The organism is Marinomonas gallaica, from assembly GCF_049821165.1.
Taxonomy (GTDB): Bacteria; Pseudomonadota; Gammaproteobacteria; order Pseudomonadales; family Marinomonadaceae; genus Marinomonas; species Marinomonas gallaica.
The window spans coordinates 3,132,193-3,149,234 of record NZ_CP187511.1 but is presented as its reverse complement, the minus strand read 5'-3'; the positions used below and the strand labels follow the sequence as shown (position 1 = coordinate 3,149,234).

17 protein-coding genes and 1 riboswitch are annotated in these 17,042 nt (G+C 45.8%); of the genes, 6 read left to right on the top strand and 11 right to left on the bottom strand.

Annotation, left to right across the window (positions count from 1 at the left end):
• Window positions 1–27: 27 nt before the first annotated feature.
• Both ACPUEK_RS14840 and ACPUEK_RS14835 read right to left on the bottom strand, forming a co-directional pair.
• Entirely contained in the window at window positions 28–1,305 is a 1,278-nt protein-coding gene (locus tag ACPUEK_RS14840) for a cation:proton antiporter (RefSeq protein WP_425641225.1), read from the bottom strand.
• A gap of 299 nt (window positions 1,306–1,604) precedes the next feature.
• Window positions 1,605–1,949: a cupin domain-containing protein gene (locus ACPUEK_RS14835; RefSeq protein WP_067036007.1), complete on the bottom strand. Its 345-nt coding sequence runs from the start codon at window positions 1,947–1,949 to the stop codon at window positions 1,605–1,607.
• A 733-nt stretch (window positions 1,950–2,682) separates the two neighbouring features.
• Here ACPUEK_RS14835 and dctP point away from each other — a divergent pair.
• The 3 genes from dctP to ACPUEK_RS14820 all read left to right on the top strand — a co-directional run bounded on the left by dctP (window position 2,683) and on the right by ACPUEK_RS14820 (window position 5,575).
• Window positions 2,683–3,690 carry a TRAP transporter substrate-binding protein DctP gene (gene dctP, locus ACPUEK_RS14830; protein WP_067220666.1) on the top strand — a complete coding sequence of 336 codons (1,008 nt, stop codon included), beginning with the start codon at window positions 2,683–2,685 and terminating at the stop codon, window positions 3,688–3,690.
• Window positions 3,691–3,762: 72 nt separating this feature from the next.
• Entirely contained in the window at window positions 3,763–4,275 is a 513-nt protein-coding gene (locus ACPUEK_RS14825) for a TRAP transporter small permease (RefSeq protein ID WP_067220663.1), read from the top strand.
• A 1-nt stretch (window position 4,276) separates the two neighbouring features.
• On the top strand, window positions 4,277–5,575 hold the full coding sequence (locus tag ACPUEK_RS14820; RefSeq protein ID WP_067220658.1) for a TRAP transporter large permease: 1,299 nt from the start codon (window positions 4,277–4,279) through the stop codon (window positions 5,573–5,575).
• Window positions 5,576–5,643: 68 nt separating this feature from the next.
• Here ACPUEK_RS14820 and thiE read toward each other — a convergent pair whose 3' ends face one another.
• From thiE to thiD, 7 genes are read right to left on the bottom strand one after another with little or no spacing between them, the layout of a single operon-like run.
• Complete coding sequence (thiE, locus tag ACPUEK_RS14815; RefSeq protein WP_425641224.1) at window positions 5,644–6,276, bottom strand: thiamine phosphate synthase; 633 nt, start codon at window positions 6,274–6,276, stop codon at window positions 5,644–5,646.
• Between the two features lie 19 nt (window positions 6,277–6,295).
• Complete coding sequence (thiM, locus tag ACPUEK_RS14810; protein WP_425641223.1) at window positions 6,296–7,087, bottom strand: hydroxyethylthiazole kinase; 792 nt, start codon at window positions 7,085–7,087, stop codon at window positions 6,296–6,298.
• A 3-nt stretch (window positions 7,088–7,090) separates the two neighbouring features.
• Window positions 7,091–7,765 carry a thiaminase II gene (tenA, locus tag ACPUEK_RS14805; RefSeq protein WP_425641222.1) on the bottom strand — a complete coding sequence of 225 codons (675 nt, stop codon included), beginning with the start codon at window positions 7,763–7,765 and terminating at the stop codon, window positions 7,091–7,093.
• Between the two features lie 9 nt (window positions 7,766–7,774).
• Window positions 7,775–8,725, bottom strand: a complete 951-nt coding sequence (locus tag ACPUEK_RS14800) for an ABC transporter substrate-binding protein (protein ID WP_425641221.1) — start codon at window positions 8,723–8,725, stop codon at window positions 7,775–7,777.
• 15 nt (window positions 8,726–8,740) lie between these two features.
• Window positions 8,741–9,538: an ABC transporter permease gene (locus ACPUEK_RS14795; RefSeq protein ID WP_425641220.1), complete on the bottom strand. Its 798-nt coding sequence runs from the start codon at window positions 9,536–9,538 to the stop codon at window positions 8,741–8,743.
• Entirely contained in the window at window positions 9,531–10,280 is a 750-nt protein-coding gene (locus ACPUEK_RS14790) for an ABC transporter ATP-binding protein (protein WP_425641218.1), read from the bottom strand. Before ACPUEK_RS14790 ends, ACPUEK_RS14795 begins: the two co-directional genes overlap by 8 nt.
• Complete coding sequence (gene thiD, locus ACPUEK_RS14785; RefSeq protein WP_425641217.1) at window positions 10,280–11,092, bottom strand: bifunctional hydroxymethylpyrimidine kinase/phosphomethylpyrimidine kinase; 813 nt, start codon at window positions 11,090–11,092, stop codon at window positions 10,280–10,282. Before thiD ends, ACPUEK_RS14790 begins: the two co-directional genes overlap by 1 nt.
• A gap of 77 nt (window positions 11,093–11,169) precedes the next feature.
• Window positions 11,170–11,268, bottom strand: a riboswitch (TPP riboswitch).
• Between the two features lie 664 nt (window positions 11,269–11,932).
• On the opposite strand from thiD, the gene ACPUEK_RS14780 reads away from it, so the two are divergent.
• Both ACPUEK_RS14780 and ACPUEK_RS14775 read left to right on the top strand, forming a co-directional pair.
• Window positions 11,933–12,508 carry a hypothetical protein gene (locus tag ACPUEK_RS14780; protein WP_425641216.1) on the top strand — a complete coding sequence of 192 codons (576 nt, stop codon included), beginning with the start codon at window positions 11,933–11,935 and terminating at the stop codon, window positions 12,506–12,508.
• 100 nt (window positions 12,509–12,608) lie between these two features.
• Window positions 12,609–14,366, top strand: coding sequence for a hypothetical protein (locus ACPUEK_RS14775; protein WP_425641214.1), 1,758 nt, complete (start codon window positions 12,609–12,611; stop codon window positions 14,364–14,366).
• A gap of 678 nt (window positions 14,367–15,044) precedes the next feature.
• On the opposite strand, the gene ACPUEK_RS14770 is transcribed toward ACPUEK_RS14775, so the two are convergent.
• Complete coding sequence (locus tag ACPUEK_RS14770; RefSeq protein ID WP_425641213.1) at window positions 15,045–15,323, bottom strand: hypothetical protein; 279 nt, start codon at window positions 15,321–15,323, stop codon at window positions 15,045–15,047.
• 171 nt (window positions 15,324–15,494) lie between these two features.
• Entirely contained in the window at window positions 15,495–15,935 is a 441-nt protein-coding gene (locus ACPUEK_RS14765; RefSeq protein ID WP_425641212.1) for a hypothetical protein, read from the bottom strand.
• Window positions 15,936–16,411: 476 nt separating this feature from the next.
• Between ACPUEK_RS14765 and ACPUEK_RS14760 the strand changes: the two genes are divergently transcribed.
• The gene (locus ACPUEK_RS14760) at window positions 16,412–16,912 is read left to right on the top strand and encodes a hypothetical protein (protein ID WP_425641211.1); all 501 of its coding nucleotides are present in this window, start codon (window positions 16,412–16,414) and stop codon (window positions 16,910–16,912) included.
• Window positions 16,913–17,042 lie beyond the last annotated feature (130 nt).

Below are 17,042 nucleotides of genomic sequence, written 5' to 3'. Positions count from 1 at the left end.
TACTGAACTGTCGTTCCTTTCGGGTGATTAATCCAGTTGTTTTGCACCTTCTTCAATGCTTCGTTGAATAATCGGTGAAATGGTAGAGCCTTGTACGATGATTGAAAAGATCACCACAATGTAGGTCACAACTACCACGAGCGTATGGTAATCAGCGCCATTAACCATCAATTGGCCCTGCGGGATAGATGCGGCCATGGCCAATGCTAACCCGCCACGTAAGCCGCCCCAAGTTAGAATTTTGACTGAATGCGGATCGTACTCGCGGAACCTGCGAAAAAGCTTGTACACGGAGCCAACGCTGATAAAGCGTGCAAGCAAGACCGCCGGTATCATCAAAATACCTAAGCCTACCTCTGCCCATGTAACGGGCAAAACCACCAGCAGCAAGCCTATCAAGATAAACAGCAATGAGTTTAAGAACGCATCAATGGTGTGCCAAAAGTGGCTCATCGTCGTTTGGCTTGCTTCCGAGAAGCCTTTGCTGTGCGTGACGTTACCAATGAATATACCGCTTACCACCATCGCTAACGGGCCGGAAATGCCAATGACGTTGGCCAGTGCATAACCCGCCGTAGGGATACACAAGGTAATCAGTAATTCAATGCTGGTGTCATGACTGGTACGAATCAACCAGTGAGCGATCAAGGCCATGACTAAGCCAAATAGCACACCGCCCACCGCATCGACTAAAAACAGCTCTGCTACACCAGACATCGTTGCGGTTTCACCAGAGAAAGCCACTGCGAAAATAGTAGTGAAAACCACCAGGCCTATACCGTCGTTGAATAGGGATTCGCCTTCAACTTGCACGGATATTTTCTCGGGTGCATTCATCTTTTTAATAATGGCTAATACTGCAATGGGGTCAGTCGGACTAATTAAGGCACCAAATAGCAAGCAGTATATAAAGGGCAGCTCCCAGCCTAATAGATGGAATGTGAAATAGCATAAACCGCCGACAATAAACGTCGAAATCAGCGTTGAAAAGAGCGCCATGATGGCGATTTCCCAGCGTTGATTTTTCAGCAGTTTTAAATCGATCTCTAAGGCTCCGGCAAAGAGCAGAAAGCCGAGCATACCGTTTAACAGCAGCATATTAAAATTCAAGCTGGCAACAGAGGTAGTAATGGATTCGGTAAAGCTATTGTCATAAAACTGAGTGAAGCCCATCAAAAGAAGGGATATCACAACCGAACCTGTGGTAATGGCGATGGTGGTTTGGAGTTTTAAGACATATTGATTACTGAAGGCGATTAAAATCGCGACAACAGATAATAGACAGAGGAAGTACCAAGCGTTCATAAGAGTCCCAAGGGTAAGCATGTTTACAACTAAACGCCCTCAATTGCAGAGTTTGAATGGCTAGGTTGGCAGCATGCTGTCGACGCTTAGTTTTAAACACGAGAACGGCGCATAGTATATGCCTCTCCTGTGAAAAAGTTTCGACCGAATGGGTGAATCCTAAAAATACGCTTAATCTGGCTAAATAAGTAAAAATAATGCTAGCTAGGTAAGGTTTGAATTAAATCAAAGAAATGGGCGGGTAGATCTATAGGGCGGAAGGAAACAGCACTGCTAGGCAGTGCTGTTTAATGGGGCGATTAAGCGAATACGAAATACTTACGTACTGTCTCAACCACTTCCCAAGTGCCTTTCATGCCTGGTTCGATAACAAATACATCGCCGCCTTTAAGGTGCTTCGGCTCTTCGCCTTCAGGCGTGATAATGCAGTAACCTTCAAGGAAGTGGCAGAATTCCCATTTGTCGTATTCCACTTCAAATTTACCAGGAGTACAGATCCACGTACCCATGATCTTGCTACCATCTTCAGATAGGTAAGCATTTAGGTTAACAGTGTGTGGTTCGCCTTCGATGCGTTTCCATTTCGTTGCATCAACAACAGGTGTTGGGCACGTTTCGCGCATTACAGTGATGAAATCAGACATGTAAGTTCCATGATTAAATTAAGAGAACTAGCATTGTAGTGCGCTCATCAACGCAAGGGTTGTCCTAGCCCGACGCATTCCTGCGAAATTATGTCGTTATGCTCAATATGATGCATTCCGTTTTTTCTCTGTGACGCCATAAAAAGCCGTTTCGTTTTGCATTAGAGGTCTTAAAAGCGGTCAGGTTTATAAGATTAAGCCTGCACATTCTGTCTTTCATCATAAAAATAAACCGCCATAACGATCAGTAAATTTATAGCTGTCGCTATTGGGTAACTTTGTTGTCGTTTTGTCCGTGCGCAATGACTAGCATCATAATGTCGCTAAAATAGTTAACCATAAGCGACAGGTTAGAGTGATTTTGATTGGTTGAATCAAGCACGATTGATGATTATTTGAAATGCTAAACCTATAAAAATGTTGATAAATGTCACTATTTCCAATAAAAAACCGTGCTAACAATAAAAATAGACGAGGCGGAGTAGGTGTTCAGGGATTGTCGTTTATGACTGTTTAATAGTGCTAAAGTGTCGCTTATTAGGTATTAGTAATATTTAATATAGGTATTATGTAAGCATTGTGTAACACGGTCGCTCTTACAGGGTGTATGACCGCTCCAATAAAAATTGGTGGCATTGATTTGATTAAGGCAGACGTGTCTAAAGCAATGATTAATACCGCTTAACGCGACAGCTTAGGTTGCTCGTATTCAATAAAAAAAGGAACAAATGACATGAAAGGCATCCAGACAAAACTGAAAACGTTGGTTTCAACAGCCGTTGCTACGGCTTGTTTGATGAGTGCTAGTGCGGATGCGCTGACACTGCGTTTAGCGACGGATTCTGGCACAGCAGGTTCACCAGCGGGGGACGCGCTGAAAAAATGGGGTGAGCTAATTGAGCAGAAATCAGATGGTGAAATTGAAGCGCGTGTTTATTACCAGAATGAATTAGGTGGTCAACAAGAAGTGTTTGATCTTCACGTTGCAGGCGATGTTGATGTGATGTTGAACTGGCCCATGACGTCATACGATAAGCGCATTGGTGTTATTTATACACCATACATGACGCTTTCTTGGGATGAAGCGCTGAAAGCATACAGTCCAGGTGGCTGGGTTAATAATATGTTGGGTGGTGTTTACCAAGACATCGGTTTGAAATTCTTCGGACCTTGGCCAGAAGGGTTCAATGGTGTTGGTTCTCGAGGCAAATACGCTCTGAATATTGAAGACGCTGAAGGCCTTAAAGTTCGTACCATGACCGTATTCCCTGCGCCTCAAACGATGCAAGCATTGGGTTACCAAACGGCTGCAATCGACTGGGGTGAAGTGTACACGGCCTTGCAAACAGGTGTGGTAGACGGTGAAGCTGGCAACGTTATCTACTGGGATTACGAGTACTTCCGCGATTCATTGGATTACTTTGTACAAACCAAGCATTTCTTTATGACAGGTGTGCTGTCTATGAACTCTGATTCATGGGAAAGCATGAGTGAAGAAGAGCAAAAAATTGTTCAAGAAGCCGCGAATGAAATCATGAACGATCAATTTAAAGCAGCAAAAGAGCAAGATGATCATTACATTGCCGAAGCGCAAAAAGCTGGCATGGAATATTTCGAGCCTTCTGATGAGCAAATTCGCGAGTTTGCCAAGGCTGCACGTGAGCAAGTTTGGCCGCTAATGGATGATGAGATCGGTTCTGAAATCATGGATGTGATTCGCGAAAACGCTTCACCGTTATAAGTTTTACATTGAAGTACCTCCTTTTAGACCAGCCCGCTAGCGGGCTGGTTTTTTTCTTACGCTGGAGAAACCATGATAAGTAAGTTTTTTTCTGGATTAGACAAGCGTGTTGGCTGGTTACTGGAAGCTGCGGCCTTTGTGTCGAGTTTGTTGGTTGTTGGTTTAATGTTGTTCTTGGTGTTGGCGCGTTACGTATTCGGCTGGTCCATAGTCGGTCTGCTTGAGCTCATCATGCTATTTGGCATGTGGCTATATATGTTGGGAGGCTTGATTGCTAGCCGCCGAAATCAGCATTTGGTAGTCGATTTTATTGAGCTAAAAATCAGCGATGAACGCATGAAATTGATGCATAAAGCGCTGATTTCACTGATCACGTTTGTTATTTGTGTATTTTTCATTGTGTTGGCTTACCGGATGTTGGCATGGGGTGTACGCCGCCCGCAAACGTCTCCGGGTATGGGGATTCCACTGTGGTTACCACAGGCTTCCATTATGCTCGCCGCTGTGGGTTGTACCTGTTATGCATTACGTGACTTTATTTGCTCGGTTGCGGGTGCTCGTCGTTTAAAGAAAGAGGGTCAGTAGTATGGACGGTTTTATAGCAATTGGCCTTCTGTTGTTATTCATGATCATTGGTGTGCCTGTTGCGTGGTCATTTGCCGGTGTATTGGCATTTTTGGTATACGCTTACGACGCCAACCTGAATACGTTGATGATGCAAGGTTACCGCTCACTTGATTCTGTTATTTTGATCGCTCTGCCTTTATTCGTATTGACGGGGTACTTGATGCAAAGCGGTGGTATTGCTAAGCGTCTAGTAGACTTTATTGAAGTGATGATCGGTAAGCGCCGAGGGGGCATGGGCGCGTCTATGGTGGTGGCTTCTGGCATCTTTGGTGCCATCGCCGGCACAGCAACCGCGGCGGTTGCTTCGATCGGTACTATTATGATTGGGCCATTGGAGCAGCGCGGTTATCCACGAGGTTACTCGTCTGCGCTGTTGGGAATCTCCTCTTTATTGGGCATTCTGATACCACCTTCAATCACAATGATTCTGTTTGCCGTGGTGACGCGTCAGTCTGTGGCGGCATGCTTTGCAGCCTCGGTTGGGCCAGCATTGTTGCTGATTATTGGTTTGATTGCCGCGAACCGTTTTAGTGTGGGTCGCTTCTTTGATGAAATCAATGTTGCGGCTTCCGCTGGTATGGACAAAGCGCCGAGCAAAGGCCGCGCGGCCATTCGTGCTTTCCCAGCATTGTCGCTGCCCATTATTATTTTGGGTGGTATCTATGGTGGTATTTTTACACCGACAGAAGCGGCAGCCGTCGCTGTGTTTGCGGCCATGTTGATCGGTTTCTTTATCTATAAAGATCTGACGATTCCTACGTTCAGTCGAAGTGTGGTGTCTGCCGCGGAAACAACCGGTACGGTGATCTTGATTTTACTGTTTAGCTTTATGATCGGTCGTATTTTGGCGATGGAACGTATACCTCAGGACCTGACGCAGCTCGTTGGCAGCATGATTGAAAATCCACTAATGATCTTGATTGCAGTGAATATCTTTTTGATCATTGCAGGGATGATCATGGATGACGTATCAGTAACGGTTGTCGTGGCACCTTTGTTTATGCCACTGATGGTTGAAAGTGGTGTGCATCCTGTGCATTTTGCTTCAATCGTGGCTTGTTCTGTGGTGATCGGGGCGAACAGCCCGCCAGTCGCGCCGATTCTTTATATGGCGTGCCGTATTGGTCAAGTGTCGATCCATCGAACAGTGATGCCGGCTTTGGCGTTAATGGGTTTTGTGGGCATTCCGGTAATGCTAATCACGACCTTTGTACCTGAATTGTCCTTGTTCTTGCCGCGTTGGCTTGGCTTTGTTTAATCAGGGTTATTCATGTTAATTAAAAGGCCAGCAATACGGCTGGCCTTTTTTGTTCGACACCTTTTCATTTATGAAGGGTGTCGAGCACGTTGAATACAGTCTAGTAGTGATTGCGCGGCTTGCTTAGGGTCATCCGATGTACAAATCGCCGAAACAAGAGCTATGCCATGAACGCCGGTACTCGCGATCTCGGCTAGGTTATCTGGTCGAATGCCACCAATGGCAACGATTGGTTTTTGATACTCTTTCAGTGCTCGCATCAGGCCATCCAACCCCCAGTGGTACTGAGTATTTGTTTTAGTCGGCGTTGGGTAAATCGCGCTGAGTCCAATGTAGTCAATCGGCAGATGTTTCGCTTCATCCAGTTGTGCCCAGCTTTCCACTGACAGCCCAAGCAATTTGTCGGGGCCGAGCAGTTGACGAGCGATGGTCGCTGGCATATCACTTTGCCCTAGATGAACGCCATCCGCATCGACGGCTAATGCGACGTCGACACGATCATTAATGATTAAAGGAACATTGTGGTCGGCCAACAAAGGCTTGATGGCCAACGCACGTTTAATAAAGGCCTGCACGTCATGATGCTTTTCACGCAGTTGAACCATGGTGACACCGCCGGCAACCGCCTGTTCGACAACGTGCATGAGCGATGTTAAATCGAGGTTTTCATCGGTGACAAGATACAGGGTGTAAGGTGACATGCAGGCTCCTATTGCCGGATTATAATTGCGCTAATTTCAAGCGCGCGAGTAGGGTGTCATCGTCGAGTGCAAACAAGGCATCAAGCAATGCCGTTTGCAAGCTGCCGGGGCCTTTCGCCTCCTGTCCGGCAATTTCTCCAGCAACACCCATGACCGCAGCCGCCGCTAGGCCGGTCGTCTCGCCAATGGCGGCAAACGCGCCTGTTAAGGCTGACAAAGAGCAACCGGTACCGGTCACTTGAGGCATCATAGAATGACCATTGCTTAAAGAGAACACACTGTCTTTGGTCACAATGTAATCCACCGCGCCAGAAACCACGACATTTGCCTGGTGCTCATCGACCAAGGCTTTCGCGGCACTTAACGCCGCTTGACTGCTGTCTTGCGCGTCCACCCCTTTGCCCTGCGACGCATCTCCAGCCAGAGCAATGATTTCCGACGCGTTGCCACGAATGATCAAACGCTCAGCCAGTGCAGCAAAGCTTCGTGACGTTGCGGTACGAAACGCCGTCGCACCACAACCGACTGGGTCTAAAATGACTGGCGTTTGATTGGCATTGGCTTGTTCAATAGCAAAGGCCATGCGTTCCACCCAGACTTTATCGAGCGTACCGATGTTGATGACCAAGGCGCCCGCAAACGCCATCATGTCTGCCATTTCCTCTCGGGAGTGGGCCATGATAGGCGATGCACCAATGGCCAGTAAGGCATTTGCAGTGTTGTTCATGACCACGTAGTTGGTGATGTTGACGACCAACGGCTTTTGTTGACGCAATGACGTTAGTGCTTGCGCGATCAGTTCAGGTGTCATGCATTAGCCCTCTTGCTTGATGTGGTCAAAGCCTTGCTGCCAGAAAGCAATCTCCATACGTGTCGCGGTACGGAAGGTCTCGACGAGTCGTTGGCCTTGTTTGCTGTTTAATTCAATGTCCGCCAATAGGCTATTAAAGTGCTGTGCGCCTTGGGCGACATGGCTTTGGAAGTCTTCGCTGGCGTATAGGTCTAACCAAGAACGGAATGGATTGCCATCGAGCTTAGTGTCAGGTGATTGCATACGTTGGTTGCCAATCGCAGCGTAACCAATTGAACAAGGTGCGAGTGCCGCATAAAGGCTGACCAAGTCACCACTCATGCCCGCATCCAAAACAAAGCGAGTATAGGCGACCGTGCCAAAGGCTTCGTCTTCTTGCTCCATTTCGACTTCGCTAATGCCCCATTTTTTGCAGTATGCCACATGATGGGCGATCTCAGTGTCGAGCAGAGCTTGCACACTGGGTAGGGCGCGACGCATGTCTTCTAGGTTATCGGCTTTGTAAATGGCCAATGCATAAGCACGCACGTAATGCTTTAGGAATAGGAAATCTTGCTTGAGATAATGTAAAAAGCAACGCTCGTCCAGACTTCCATCCGCGATTTGCAGGACAAAGTCGTGCTCGATGTAGGCTTGCCACTCGTCCGAGCAAGCATCAACCAAATCTTGATATTCCATGTCAGTCTCCTAGTTGATAATTGGGTTGTAATCAGCGGCTTTCGGCAGCGTTTTAATAATGCCGTGATCAAACATAAATTGAGCGTAATGATCGTAACGCGCCAAATCCACCGCTGCTGGGCGCAGCGCGAAGCGTGTTAAAGAGTCTTCCCATGCCATAGCATTTAACTCATTGTCCAACGTGTCTGGCGAGTAGGACACAAACTCATTCCACGCGGCATCAGGATGGTTCACAATGTACGTCGTGGCTTTTTCAATCGCGCTGTTGAAGGCTTTGATCGCGGCTTTATCGTAGGTTTTACTGTTGGCAACGAATATTAATTCATCGTAACTTGGCACACCGTGCTCTTCTGGGTAAAACGCCGTCGCTTGGTAGCCTTCCAATTCCAGTTGATTGCTTTCAAAGTTACGTAGCCCGCCCCAAATAGCATCGACCTTGCCTGAGGCTAAAGAGGCTGACAGAGACCAGCCCACATTGATAATTTCGACCTTATCGTAAGCAACGCCGTGGTGTTTAAGCATGGTTCCCACTGTCGCTTCTTCAGTACCCGCAATCGAAATACCGATTTTTTTGCCATTTAAATCAGCAGGCGACTCAATGCCACTTTTGTCCATTACAATCAGTGTATTCAGGGGGGTTGCAACAAGAGTGCCCGAACGTATCAAAGGCAGGCCCGCTGCAACATCAATGGTGAGCGTTGGCTGATACGAAATGGCCATGTCGACTTTGCCAGCGGCAACAAGCTTAGGTGGCATACTAGGATCAGCCGGCTCTTGGATAGTGACCTCAAGGCCTTGTTCCGCAAAGTACCCTTTTTCATGTGCGATCACGATTGGGCCATGATTTGGGTTCACGAACCAGTCCAGCATCAGAGACAGCTCGTGATCAGCGGCGAAGCTTGGGCTAACCATAGACGCGGCCATGGCCGATGAAGCGGTGATGCGAAGTAGTGTTTTCATAAAATAGTGCTGTCCTTATTGTGCGTGCCAGGGAATGAGTTTTTTGAGGAGCCAGTCGACGCTAAAGTACAGCGCGACCGAAAAGAGAGACAAAATAAACAGTGCGGCGAACATCTCATCGATCATCATTCGCGCATTGGCTTGCAGCATGAGGTAGCCCAGTCCAGCACTGGAGCCGACCCATTCACCCACCACCGCACCGATGGGCGCGATGACCACGGCAACGCGTAATCCCGAACCCAGTGCGGGTAACGCGGCAGGCAACTGAACATGCCAAAGACGCCGCCAACGATTGGCACCTAAGGTGTGCGCCAAATCCAAATAACCTTGCGGTGTACTGCGTAACCCGTCATAGCAGCAAGTCGTCACAGGGAAAAAGATAATAATGGCGGCCATGGCGACTTTTGAGGCAATACCATAATCCAGCCAGAGCATCAAAATGGGCGCGATGGCAAACACTGGAATGGCTTGGCTGGCGATTAAAATAGGCAGCAACCAGCGTCTAACCGGCGCAAACAGCAACATTTGCAAGGCAAAGAATAAACCGATAGACACACCGAGCAGCAAGCCGATTAATATTTCTTGCGCCGTTACCCAAGTATGTTTAAACAAAATGGTATAGCGCTCGGTCAGCACGTCAAAGACCGACAAAGGAGTGGGTAAGATAAAGCTTGGCAAATCCCAAATCGTAATCGCCCCTTGCCAAAGTACGACTAAAACAGAAATTGAAATGAGCACTTGCAGTGCTTTTTTCAGCCACGAGATGCGTCGTGAGCCGATTGGAGAAAGTGGCTGTGCCAAGACATTATGCATGGTCAACCTCCAGCCGCTCTAGTATCTGCTCTTGCAGCTGCGCCGTGTCTGAGTCTAATCGTCGTGGCGGCTGGCTTGATAAAGGTGGTAGGGGACGGGCGCTGGCGGGGTTGCCTTCAAATACATAAAGCTGATGACCAAGGCGCACCGCTTCTTGCGGATCGTGCGTCACCAGTACGACGGTTTTATGTTTCAGTAACTCAAACGACAGCGTTTGCAGCTTATGACGCGTCACCGCATCAAGCGCCGAAAATGGCTCGTCCATTAACACTACAGGCTGGTCTTGCATCAGGGTACGTGCCAAGGCGGCACGTTGGCGCATACCGCCTGACAGAGTTTGCGGCAACGCTTGAGCCTTATCGGCCATATCGACTTGCTCTAGCAAGCGCAGTCCTTGTTGACGTATGGCTTCTGTCACGGGCTGGCCTTTTAAACGATAAACTACGCATACGTTGTCTAGCACGCTTAACCATGGCAACAGTAAATCCTGCTGTGCCATGTAAGCGATACGGCCCGCTAATGGCTGACCGTCACAGGTAAGAATATCGCCTTGCCAATGCGCATCTTCTAACAATCCAGCCAGTTTACGCAGCACCGACGTTTTGCCACAACCGCTACGGCCAAGTAAACAGGTCCACTGATTAGCGCGAAACGTAAGACTTAAATCCTGTAATACAGGCTCAGAAGTGTGTCCATAGGCCAGCCGTGCATGCTGAATTCTAATAGCAAAGGCGTCTGTCATTATGAACGCTGTGCAAACGAGTAGAAGTGATGAACCGGACCATGGCCTTGACCAATGTCTAGCTGATCCGCGTGGGCAATGGCTTGGCTGATGTACTCTTTTGCTTGTTGAGTCGCGCTGGGTAATTCAAAGCCTTGAGCTAAAAACGAGGCCAGCGCAGACGACAATGTACAGCCCGTGCCATGGGTGTTTTTCGTTTTAATTCGAGGACTGGCGTAAGAAATCAGTTGTTCTTGAGTAATCAGCCAGTCAACGCTTTCTGCCGTATCGGCTAAATGCCCACCCTTGAGTAACACCGCTGCGGTCGGCAGTAATTTTAACGCTGGAATTAAAGCGAGTGCGGCTTCTTGGTTCGTGGGGGTGCCGCAGCCTAACAGTGCCGCGGCTTCAGGCAGATTCGGAGTGATGACCGTCACCCACGGCAGTAGCTCAGTTTTAAGCGTTTCAATGGCGCTGTCTTGCAACAGCCTATCGCCACTGGTCGCCACCATCACAGGATCAAGCACTACGTGCTTAGGCTGGTATTGGCGCAACTTCTTAGCCACCACTTTGATGATGTCAGAGTCGGCCAACATGCCAATTTTCACGGCTTGAATATTGAGATCAGTAAACACTGCATCAAGTTGCGCTTTGATGTGCGCGAGCGGAATAGGGTGGACATCGGTGACGCCGAGGGTGTTCTGTGCAGTAGTCGCAGTAATGACGGTGCAGGCATAACCACCTGTCGCAGAAATGGCTTTAATATCGGCTTGGATGCCCGCGCCGCCGCCACTGTCGGAACCGGCGATGCTAAGTGTAATAGGTGTGCTCATGTTTGTTCCTCTACGGTGTAAAGGAACAGGTATGAGAGCTGGAGAAGATCACGAGTGACGGGCGTCAAACGGATTCAAGATCACTACCTATAGTTCCCTACGCCAGTATTAACTGAATCAGGTTCAACGGGTCTCGCTTCAGCGATCTCAGCATTTCTGCCCCCCGACTATATGCAAAAGATACTACCAGCTCTTTCGCAAGGACACTAGACAATCATCAACATACGATATTTGTCGGACCTCGCTCTGCGAGGGAACAGCCCTGCAAACCAAACGCCACTTCATCAGCCACCCACCCCGCTTCGCTTCAATGTTTGTGGAAGAGAGAATTCATGCATTCAATTCGCTTGCGCAATGTCGCTTCGCGACCGTCAGCGCGAATCCAACGCATAAAGTTTCTTTTCAAGACAGAATCATCTTATGAGAGCTGAATCAGGTTATTTATTCCCTAAAATACTGTTACTTATCTTGGCGACGTCTCTGATAGCAAAGTGACAGAACGGCTTCGCGTCATGCTGCCATGGGACAATGGCAGTTAGCATTAGCGCTTAGTGAGGTTGATGCATAAAACGGATCAGGTCAAAAGGCCTGAGGGAAGCGCTTGCCTCTCTGGTTAAATCACGCTACAAAAGGGTACATTAAGAACCAATATAGCGGTGATCAAAGACGATCTGATGCGGAATAGTCCAAACAGACTTTGGTATTAAGCAAGTTATTTTACAGGGACGTCCTACCATGAAAAAAGCAAATCCCCTATATAGACAACGCAGCCGTTCAACAGTGGGTTATAGCCGCAGCTACGCTGCCGTATAACCCTTAATTGTTAACAAGGAGGTATCAATGCTAGATTTTGAAAAAAGTGAATTTGCGGATTCTATTTATTATGCCGATCTATTTAGAATTGACAGCAAAATATGGATGATCATGGGCTATGGGAAAAGTGAGGCCGCTAGAATCGCCTCAGATAACGATCGTGGTAACGATTTGTCGAGAGACTGTGTTGCTCTAAAAGTAAGCGGTAAAGATTTATTTGGGCGATATGATCCGGGGGCCTTAGGCGCTCATCACGATGAAAGTAGTGATCTTCATAAATTTCACAAGATCGATTATATCGCTTACTGCTTGTCTCCTGAGCAAACAGAAGAAGTATTTTCTTCAAACACAAAAGAAATTCTGGCTTGTGAGGCGGGGCTGATGAGTAAATTGGCAGTTGTCTATCCATATCCAGCATATTCAGCGCAATTTGTTTTTACTCCTCAAGAAATTGAAGCGTTGGCTAATCCAGAGCGCAGGGCTTTTAATTTTCTAAAGAAAATCAATGACACAGGGTTTAAAAACTTAGTGTTGGTGCCTTTCATGACTGAATTAGAATCAAAAGCAGAGTTATATAAGAGCTATGTGCCAGAAATTGCTTAACAAAGCCAAGCACAATTGCCCATTCAAAATACGCATGGGCGGTACCTCGCTGTCGCTCGGCCTTTGTTGGTGGCGTTATGCCCAAGGGAAATGACGATTAATGAATCAAGATTGGATTCTTCAAAAGAAAGAAACACGCCGGACTTTTTCAAAGTCAACTTGGGTGCCTTTGAGAGCATCCATTAACGATGAAGAAGGTGATTGTAAATATACAGGGCATGTTGTCGAGTACTTTGGTTGCGGTTCTGTAGCATTTCCTCCAGAGCACAGACAAATAGCTGAGAAAGCTGGCTGGAGTGATATTGGTATTGGGTGTACTACCAAACCTCACGCCTACGAAGATGGTTATTATTCTACAATTGAACAGTACCAATGGAATGACAAAGAACCAATTGGAATTCATCTTGTATTTGAACATCCTCAACCTATCGTTGGCGGAACTTTATGGGTATTAAATCCTGACTTGGTTGTAGCACTTCGGCTTATAAAAGAGGGGAATAACTGGGTAAGGCCAGAAGAAAATTTTATAGTAGTAGCTCGGGAAGTTCTAGATGACAAAGGGCAGCAGCGGCTGATCGAAATAAAGAGAGAGTTTCTTCTGGACTATTTAGCAGCTAGAAATTTATCTCTAAAGCTATCGTACTATCGGCAAAGAGTGGAAAACGTACCAACACTTGAAAATAGCGAATACGCTGGCCTGGAGGACCACCAAGAAGAGAGGAATGACGGCCGATATGAACTGCTAATTCGCAATTTGAATGATGTATTTGGTGGTAGCTGGGCAATGTTTCGTGCTTGGCGTACAGATGTAGATGAAGAGGAAGATGCTCCTTTAATGGGGCCGGAAACAAACGAAAATACTGATTATGAAAAGTCTGAAGGAAACAAGTCCGGTTATGATGGTGTACGGGTGGAAGGAGAATTTTGGCGGGATGAATGGATTAAACACCAAGGCATAAGCAAGCGCGTTAGAGGGGATGCTGATACAAACCTACCGCAATTCATAGTTGAAACAGATAGCAATCGCATTGCATCATCTGAGCTAAACAATGAAGACGTTGGAAGATGGCTGTGGTTTCGTTCAAGTGTTGTAAATGAACTGTTGGGGCTTCGAGGATTCTCACTTGAATGGTATACTGCCGAAACAGGTTCTATTCACTCAACGTCTGGTTATCGAATTCACTTTGGAGTCAACTCAGCGGATTTCATTACCGTTTATGCTTATGACATCGCTCGCCTCCCTTCATGGGAACAGCACTTATGGGGCGCACATAATGCAGTCCCAGAGGGCAAGGTTTCCAGTGAGTTATTAGATTCTCAAGTGAAGGCTCAACCCGCATCCACACATGCAGTAGAGGAGTTGCTGTTCGAAGTAATGAGCATGCTAGAGAATGGATTTAAGCAAGAATTTAGTGTTTCTCTTTTCTCACATGATATAGACCGTATAGAAGCCTTAAAGAAAATATCCAGATTCGAAAGTAAAGATCAGGCGTCATTGCTAAGGCTAGCAAAAGAAATTGTACGCGTTTTCTCTGACCGGCTTAATGTAAAAGATTTGCGGGCGTTATCAGTGCATGCGAATAAGGACAAACTTGGCTCAAACAAACTACTGCAAGATATATTATCCCAGAAAGTTGGAGATGATACTGCTCGTAAAGTCTTTAGGCCAATTGTAGGTGCTTATGATATGCGAGTAGGTGATGCGCACCCGACAAGTTCAAAGATCGGAGAAGCCTTAGAGCTTGCCGGAATTGACACTGAAAATTCGTTTTTAAGGCAAGGACAACAATTGATTTCCAATGTTGGGCAGTCAATTTGGTGGATTGGTAAGATGATGTTTGAAAAGCCTAAAAAATGATTAGGCTCGCAAGATGTTATAACAAGGAGCTGCTGTCGGACAAATTTTTCGCTGCGCTCCAAATTTGCCGTAGAGCGCGGCGTTACCATTCAAATTAGGGGATTGAAAGCTTGGTAGGCGAGTAGCTGTTTCGTTTTGCTGATCTTCGGTCGCCGTTTATAGCCTACTTTTTGGTAGTAGTTAGATAAGATTAACTCTGTACCCACTGCGGCGTGGGGGGGGGCAAATTCGATGGCGATAGTAATCCAGTATTTGGATGGAATATTAAGACGTTGTAAAATGGGAGCAAAAGATATGTCGATTCTGCCGCGTTTACTTTGGTTAACAATGCGTCCAGTGAGGTAATATACGCTTATCCTCCTTGTCCATAGTTTAGGGTGGTATAAAAGTATTTGGCAATAATTAATGTTATTAATAGATATAAAAAAAATAAAGAAGTGGAAAGTATCATTGTTTTGCTTTTCCTTTTTCTTTTGTGACCTAAAATGAAAAAATATATACCGAGTAGTGATAAAGGTATTAACGTTAATTGAAAATATTTTTTCATAGCTAATTGATATTCACTTATATAGCCGTCAGCGAATCCGACTTTATTTATAAAAAATAGATACAGAGTGATACTTAGTAGAAGTGTAAAAGTGCCTAAGAAGTATGAGAGAACTCTCTTACCTATGATTTTCATATAGCGGCAACCTCATAACTTCTGGAAACCTTACATCGAGTAACTAATGGTGCATAGCCAAATTGATGCTGAAGTTGCCACCAAGCTGTAATGCCAACGCTATCGGCTCTAGAAAATAGTCCATCACCTTTAGCACCAAACTCGAGCAAGTCATCATCATCTAACCCAAACACATCATAGAAATAATAATCTAAATTTATGATGTATTTTTCTATATCAGGGAAATAATTATAGGATGTAGCAAAGACATAGACATACTGAATACCGTTTATCATTAATCCTAAACCGTTTCCATAGTCTCCGGATCTTAAGAAAGGGGTCCCATCATTAAAAGCTGGAACGCCAAGGTTTATAGGAACATTAATATTCTCAATAGACCAGTTTGCATTTTTTAATGCCTGATGTATTCTTGTTTGTCCAGCCGTTATTGGCGGATGCTCTGGAGCTTAAAACGCACGATTGCAAAAACTTTTTATGTTTTGATGGTTTGATGCCAAGGTATTTAGTCTTTGATCAGAGAATACTTTGACTTCATTGTTCTTTTTTAAAAAGCTATTAAATAAGTCACTGGTTAAATCGGTGTTGGCATCACTAGCAAATATATTTACTAATTGCAATATTTTTGATTTTAGCTCTGCTTCTGTAGCGCCGACACCAGAGCCATAGGGTATTTTTCTACGCAACCCATAATTAAGATCGGGGCCAAATATGGGAGCTACACAGGAAGGAAGTGCTTCATTATCTATAAACTCTGTAGTCGGATCTAAGTACGAGTCTTGAGCAAAGGCAACCAGTTTAGGACGCAATAGCTTACAAAAATTTAGGTTTAGCATAAAAGTCCATTTTGTTTGCATCAGGATTAAAACTTTATAATTGATGTTACTCATTAAGGATGTTCAATAAAACTGTATATTTAAAGTTTTACGTATTATTTTCAGTCAGTTGTCTAGTTAAAATGATACCCATCTTAAAAAAAGTGGCTGTTTATCTTGGTGATTTTTCTGAGAGCCAAGTGACAGAACGGCTTTGCATTAAGCTGCCATGGGACAATGGCAGTTAGCGTAAGCGCTTAGTGAGGTCAGTGCATAAAACGGTTCAGATCATAAAGCCTGAGAGAAGCGCTTGCCTCTCTGGTCAAATCACGCTACAAAAGGGTACATTATGAACCAACATAGCGGCGATCAAAGACGATCTGAAGCGGCATAGTCCAAACAGACTCTGATGTTTAACGAGTTATTTAACAGGGACGTCCCACCATGAAAAAAGCAAATTCCCTATATAGACAACGCGGCCGTTCAACAGTGGGTTATAGCCGCAGCTACGCTGCCGTATAACCCTTAATTGTTAAATGCCACGGAGAGTCATGGATAAACCGCACCAAAGAATAGGCGCAACGTCAAATGCTCATGTAGGAAGAGATTTTGAATTGGCCGCACAAAAGTTTTTTGCCAGCGAAGGGCTTGCTCTTGAGCTTAATATAAAAATCCCTGTTGGCATCGGCGAAATCATGAAAGACCATGCATTTGATTTGGGCTGCCTAAAAGAAAAAGTACTAATTGAGTGTAAGTCACACAAATGGACTGCGCCAAATGACAATGTACCAAGTGCTAAGCTAACCGTTTGGAATGAGGCTATGTACTATTTTTTAGCCACCCCTACGAGTTATCGAAAAATAATGTTTGTACTTCGTGATTATAGTGAGAAGCGTAAGGAAACATTAGCGGAATACTATATTCGTACTTATAGCCATTTGATTCCAGAAGGTATTGAGCTGTGGGAGTACGACGAATCAACAATGTCAGCAGTGCAGTTGGCATTTAACAAGTTTGGCCAGCAGGACGTGCAAAAAGCCGCGTGCCCCTAAGCAAAGCGTTATCATTCAAATTATAGGATTGAAAGCTTGGTAGGCGAGTGGCTGTTTCGTTTGCCTTATCCTCGGTCGGCGTTGAGGGTGAGTGTTCTGTTAGTCGCTAAGTGCATTAAAAAAAGATGCC

Bases quoted from the DNA above. Each gene is read 5' to 3' on its own strand.
- ACPUEK_RS14840 (WP_425641225.1), bottom strand. From the start codon at position 1,305: ATGAACGCTTGGTACTTCCTCTGTCTATTATCTGTTGTCGCGATTTTA.
- ACPUEK_RS14835 (WP_067036007.1), bottom strand. From the start codon at position 1,949: ATGTCTGATTTCATCACTGTAATGCGCGAAACGTGCCCAACACCTGTT.
- dctP (WP_067220666.1), top strand. From the start codon at position 2,683: ATGAAAGGCATCCAGACAAAACTGAAAACGTTGGTTTCAACAGCCGTT.
- ACPUEK_RS14825 (WP_067220663.1), top strand. From the start codon at position 3,763: ATGATAAGTAAGTTTTTTTCTGGATTAGACAAGCGTGTTGGCTGGTTA.
- ACPUEK_RS14820 (WP_067220658.1), top strand. From the start codon at position 4,277: ATGGACGGTTTTATAGCAATTGGCCTTCTGTTGTTATTCATGATCATT.
- thiE (WP_425641224.1), bottom strand. From the start codon at position 6,276: ATGTCACCTTACACCCTGTATCTTGTCACCGATGAAAACCTCGATTTA.
- thiM (WP_425641223.1), bottom strand. From the start codon at position 7,087: ATGACACCTGAACTGATCGCGCAAGCACTAACGTCATTGCGTCAACAA.
- tenA (WP_425641222.1), bottom strand. From the start codon at position 7,765: ATGGAATATCAAGATTTGGTTGATGCTTGCTCGGACGAGTGGCAAGCC.
- ACPUEK_RS14800 (WP_425641221.1), bottom strand. From the start codon at position 8,725: ATGAAAACACTACTTCGCATCACCGCTTCATCGGCCATGGCCGCGTCT.
- ACPUEK_RS14795 (WP_425641220.1), bottom strand. From the start codon at position 9,538: ATGCATAATGTCTTGGCACAGCCACTTTCTCCAATCGGCTCACGACGC.
- ACPUEK_RS14790 (WP_425641218.1), bottom strand. From the start codon at position 10,280: ATGACAGACGCCTTTGCTATTAGAATTCAGCATGCACGGCTGGCCTAT.
- thiD (WP_425641217.1), bottom strand. From the start codon at position 11,092: ATGAGCACACCTATTACACTTAGCATCGCCGGTTCCGACAGTGGCGGC.
- ACPUEK_RS14780 (WP_425641216.1), top strand. From the start codon at position 11,933: ATGCTAGATTTTGAAAAAAGTGAATTTGCGGATTCTATTTATTATGCC.
- ACPUEK_RS14775 (WP_425641214.1), top strand. From the start codon at position 12,609: ATGAATCAAGATTGGATTCTTCAAAAGAAAGAAACACGCCGGACTTTT.
- ACPUEK_RS14770 (WP_425641213.1), bottom strand. From the start codon at position 15,323: ATGATAAACGGTATTCAGTATGTCTATGTCTTTGCTACATCCTATAAT.
- ACPUEK_RS14765 (WP_425641212.1), bottom strand. From the start codon at position 15,935: ATGAGTAACATCAATTATAAAGTTTTAATCCTGATGCAAACAAAATGG.
- ACPUEK_RS14760 (WP_425641211.1), top strand. From the start codon at position 16,412: ATGGATAAACCGCACCAAAGAATAGGCGCAACGTCAAATGCTCATGTA.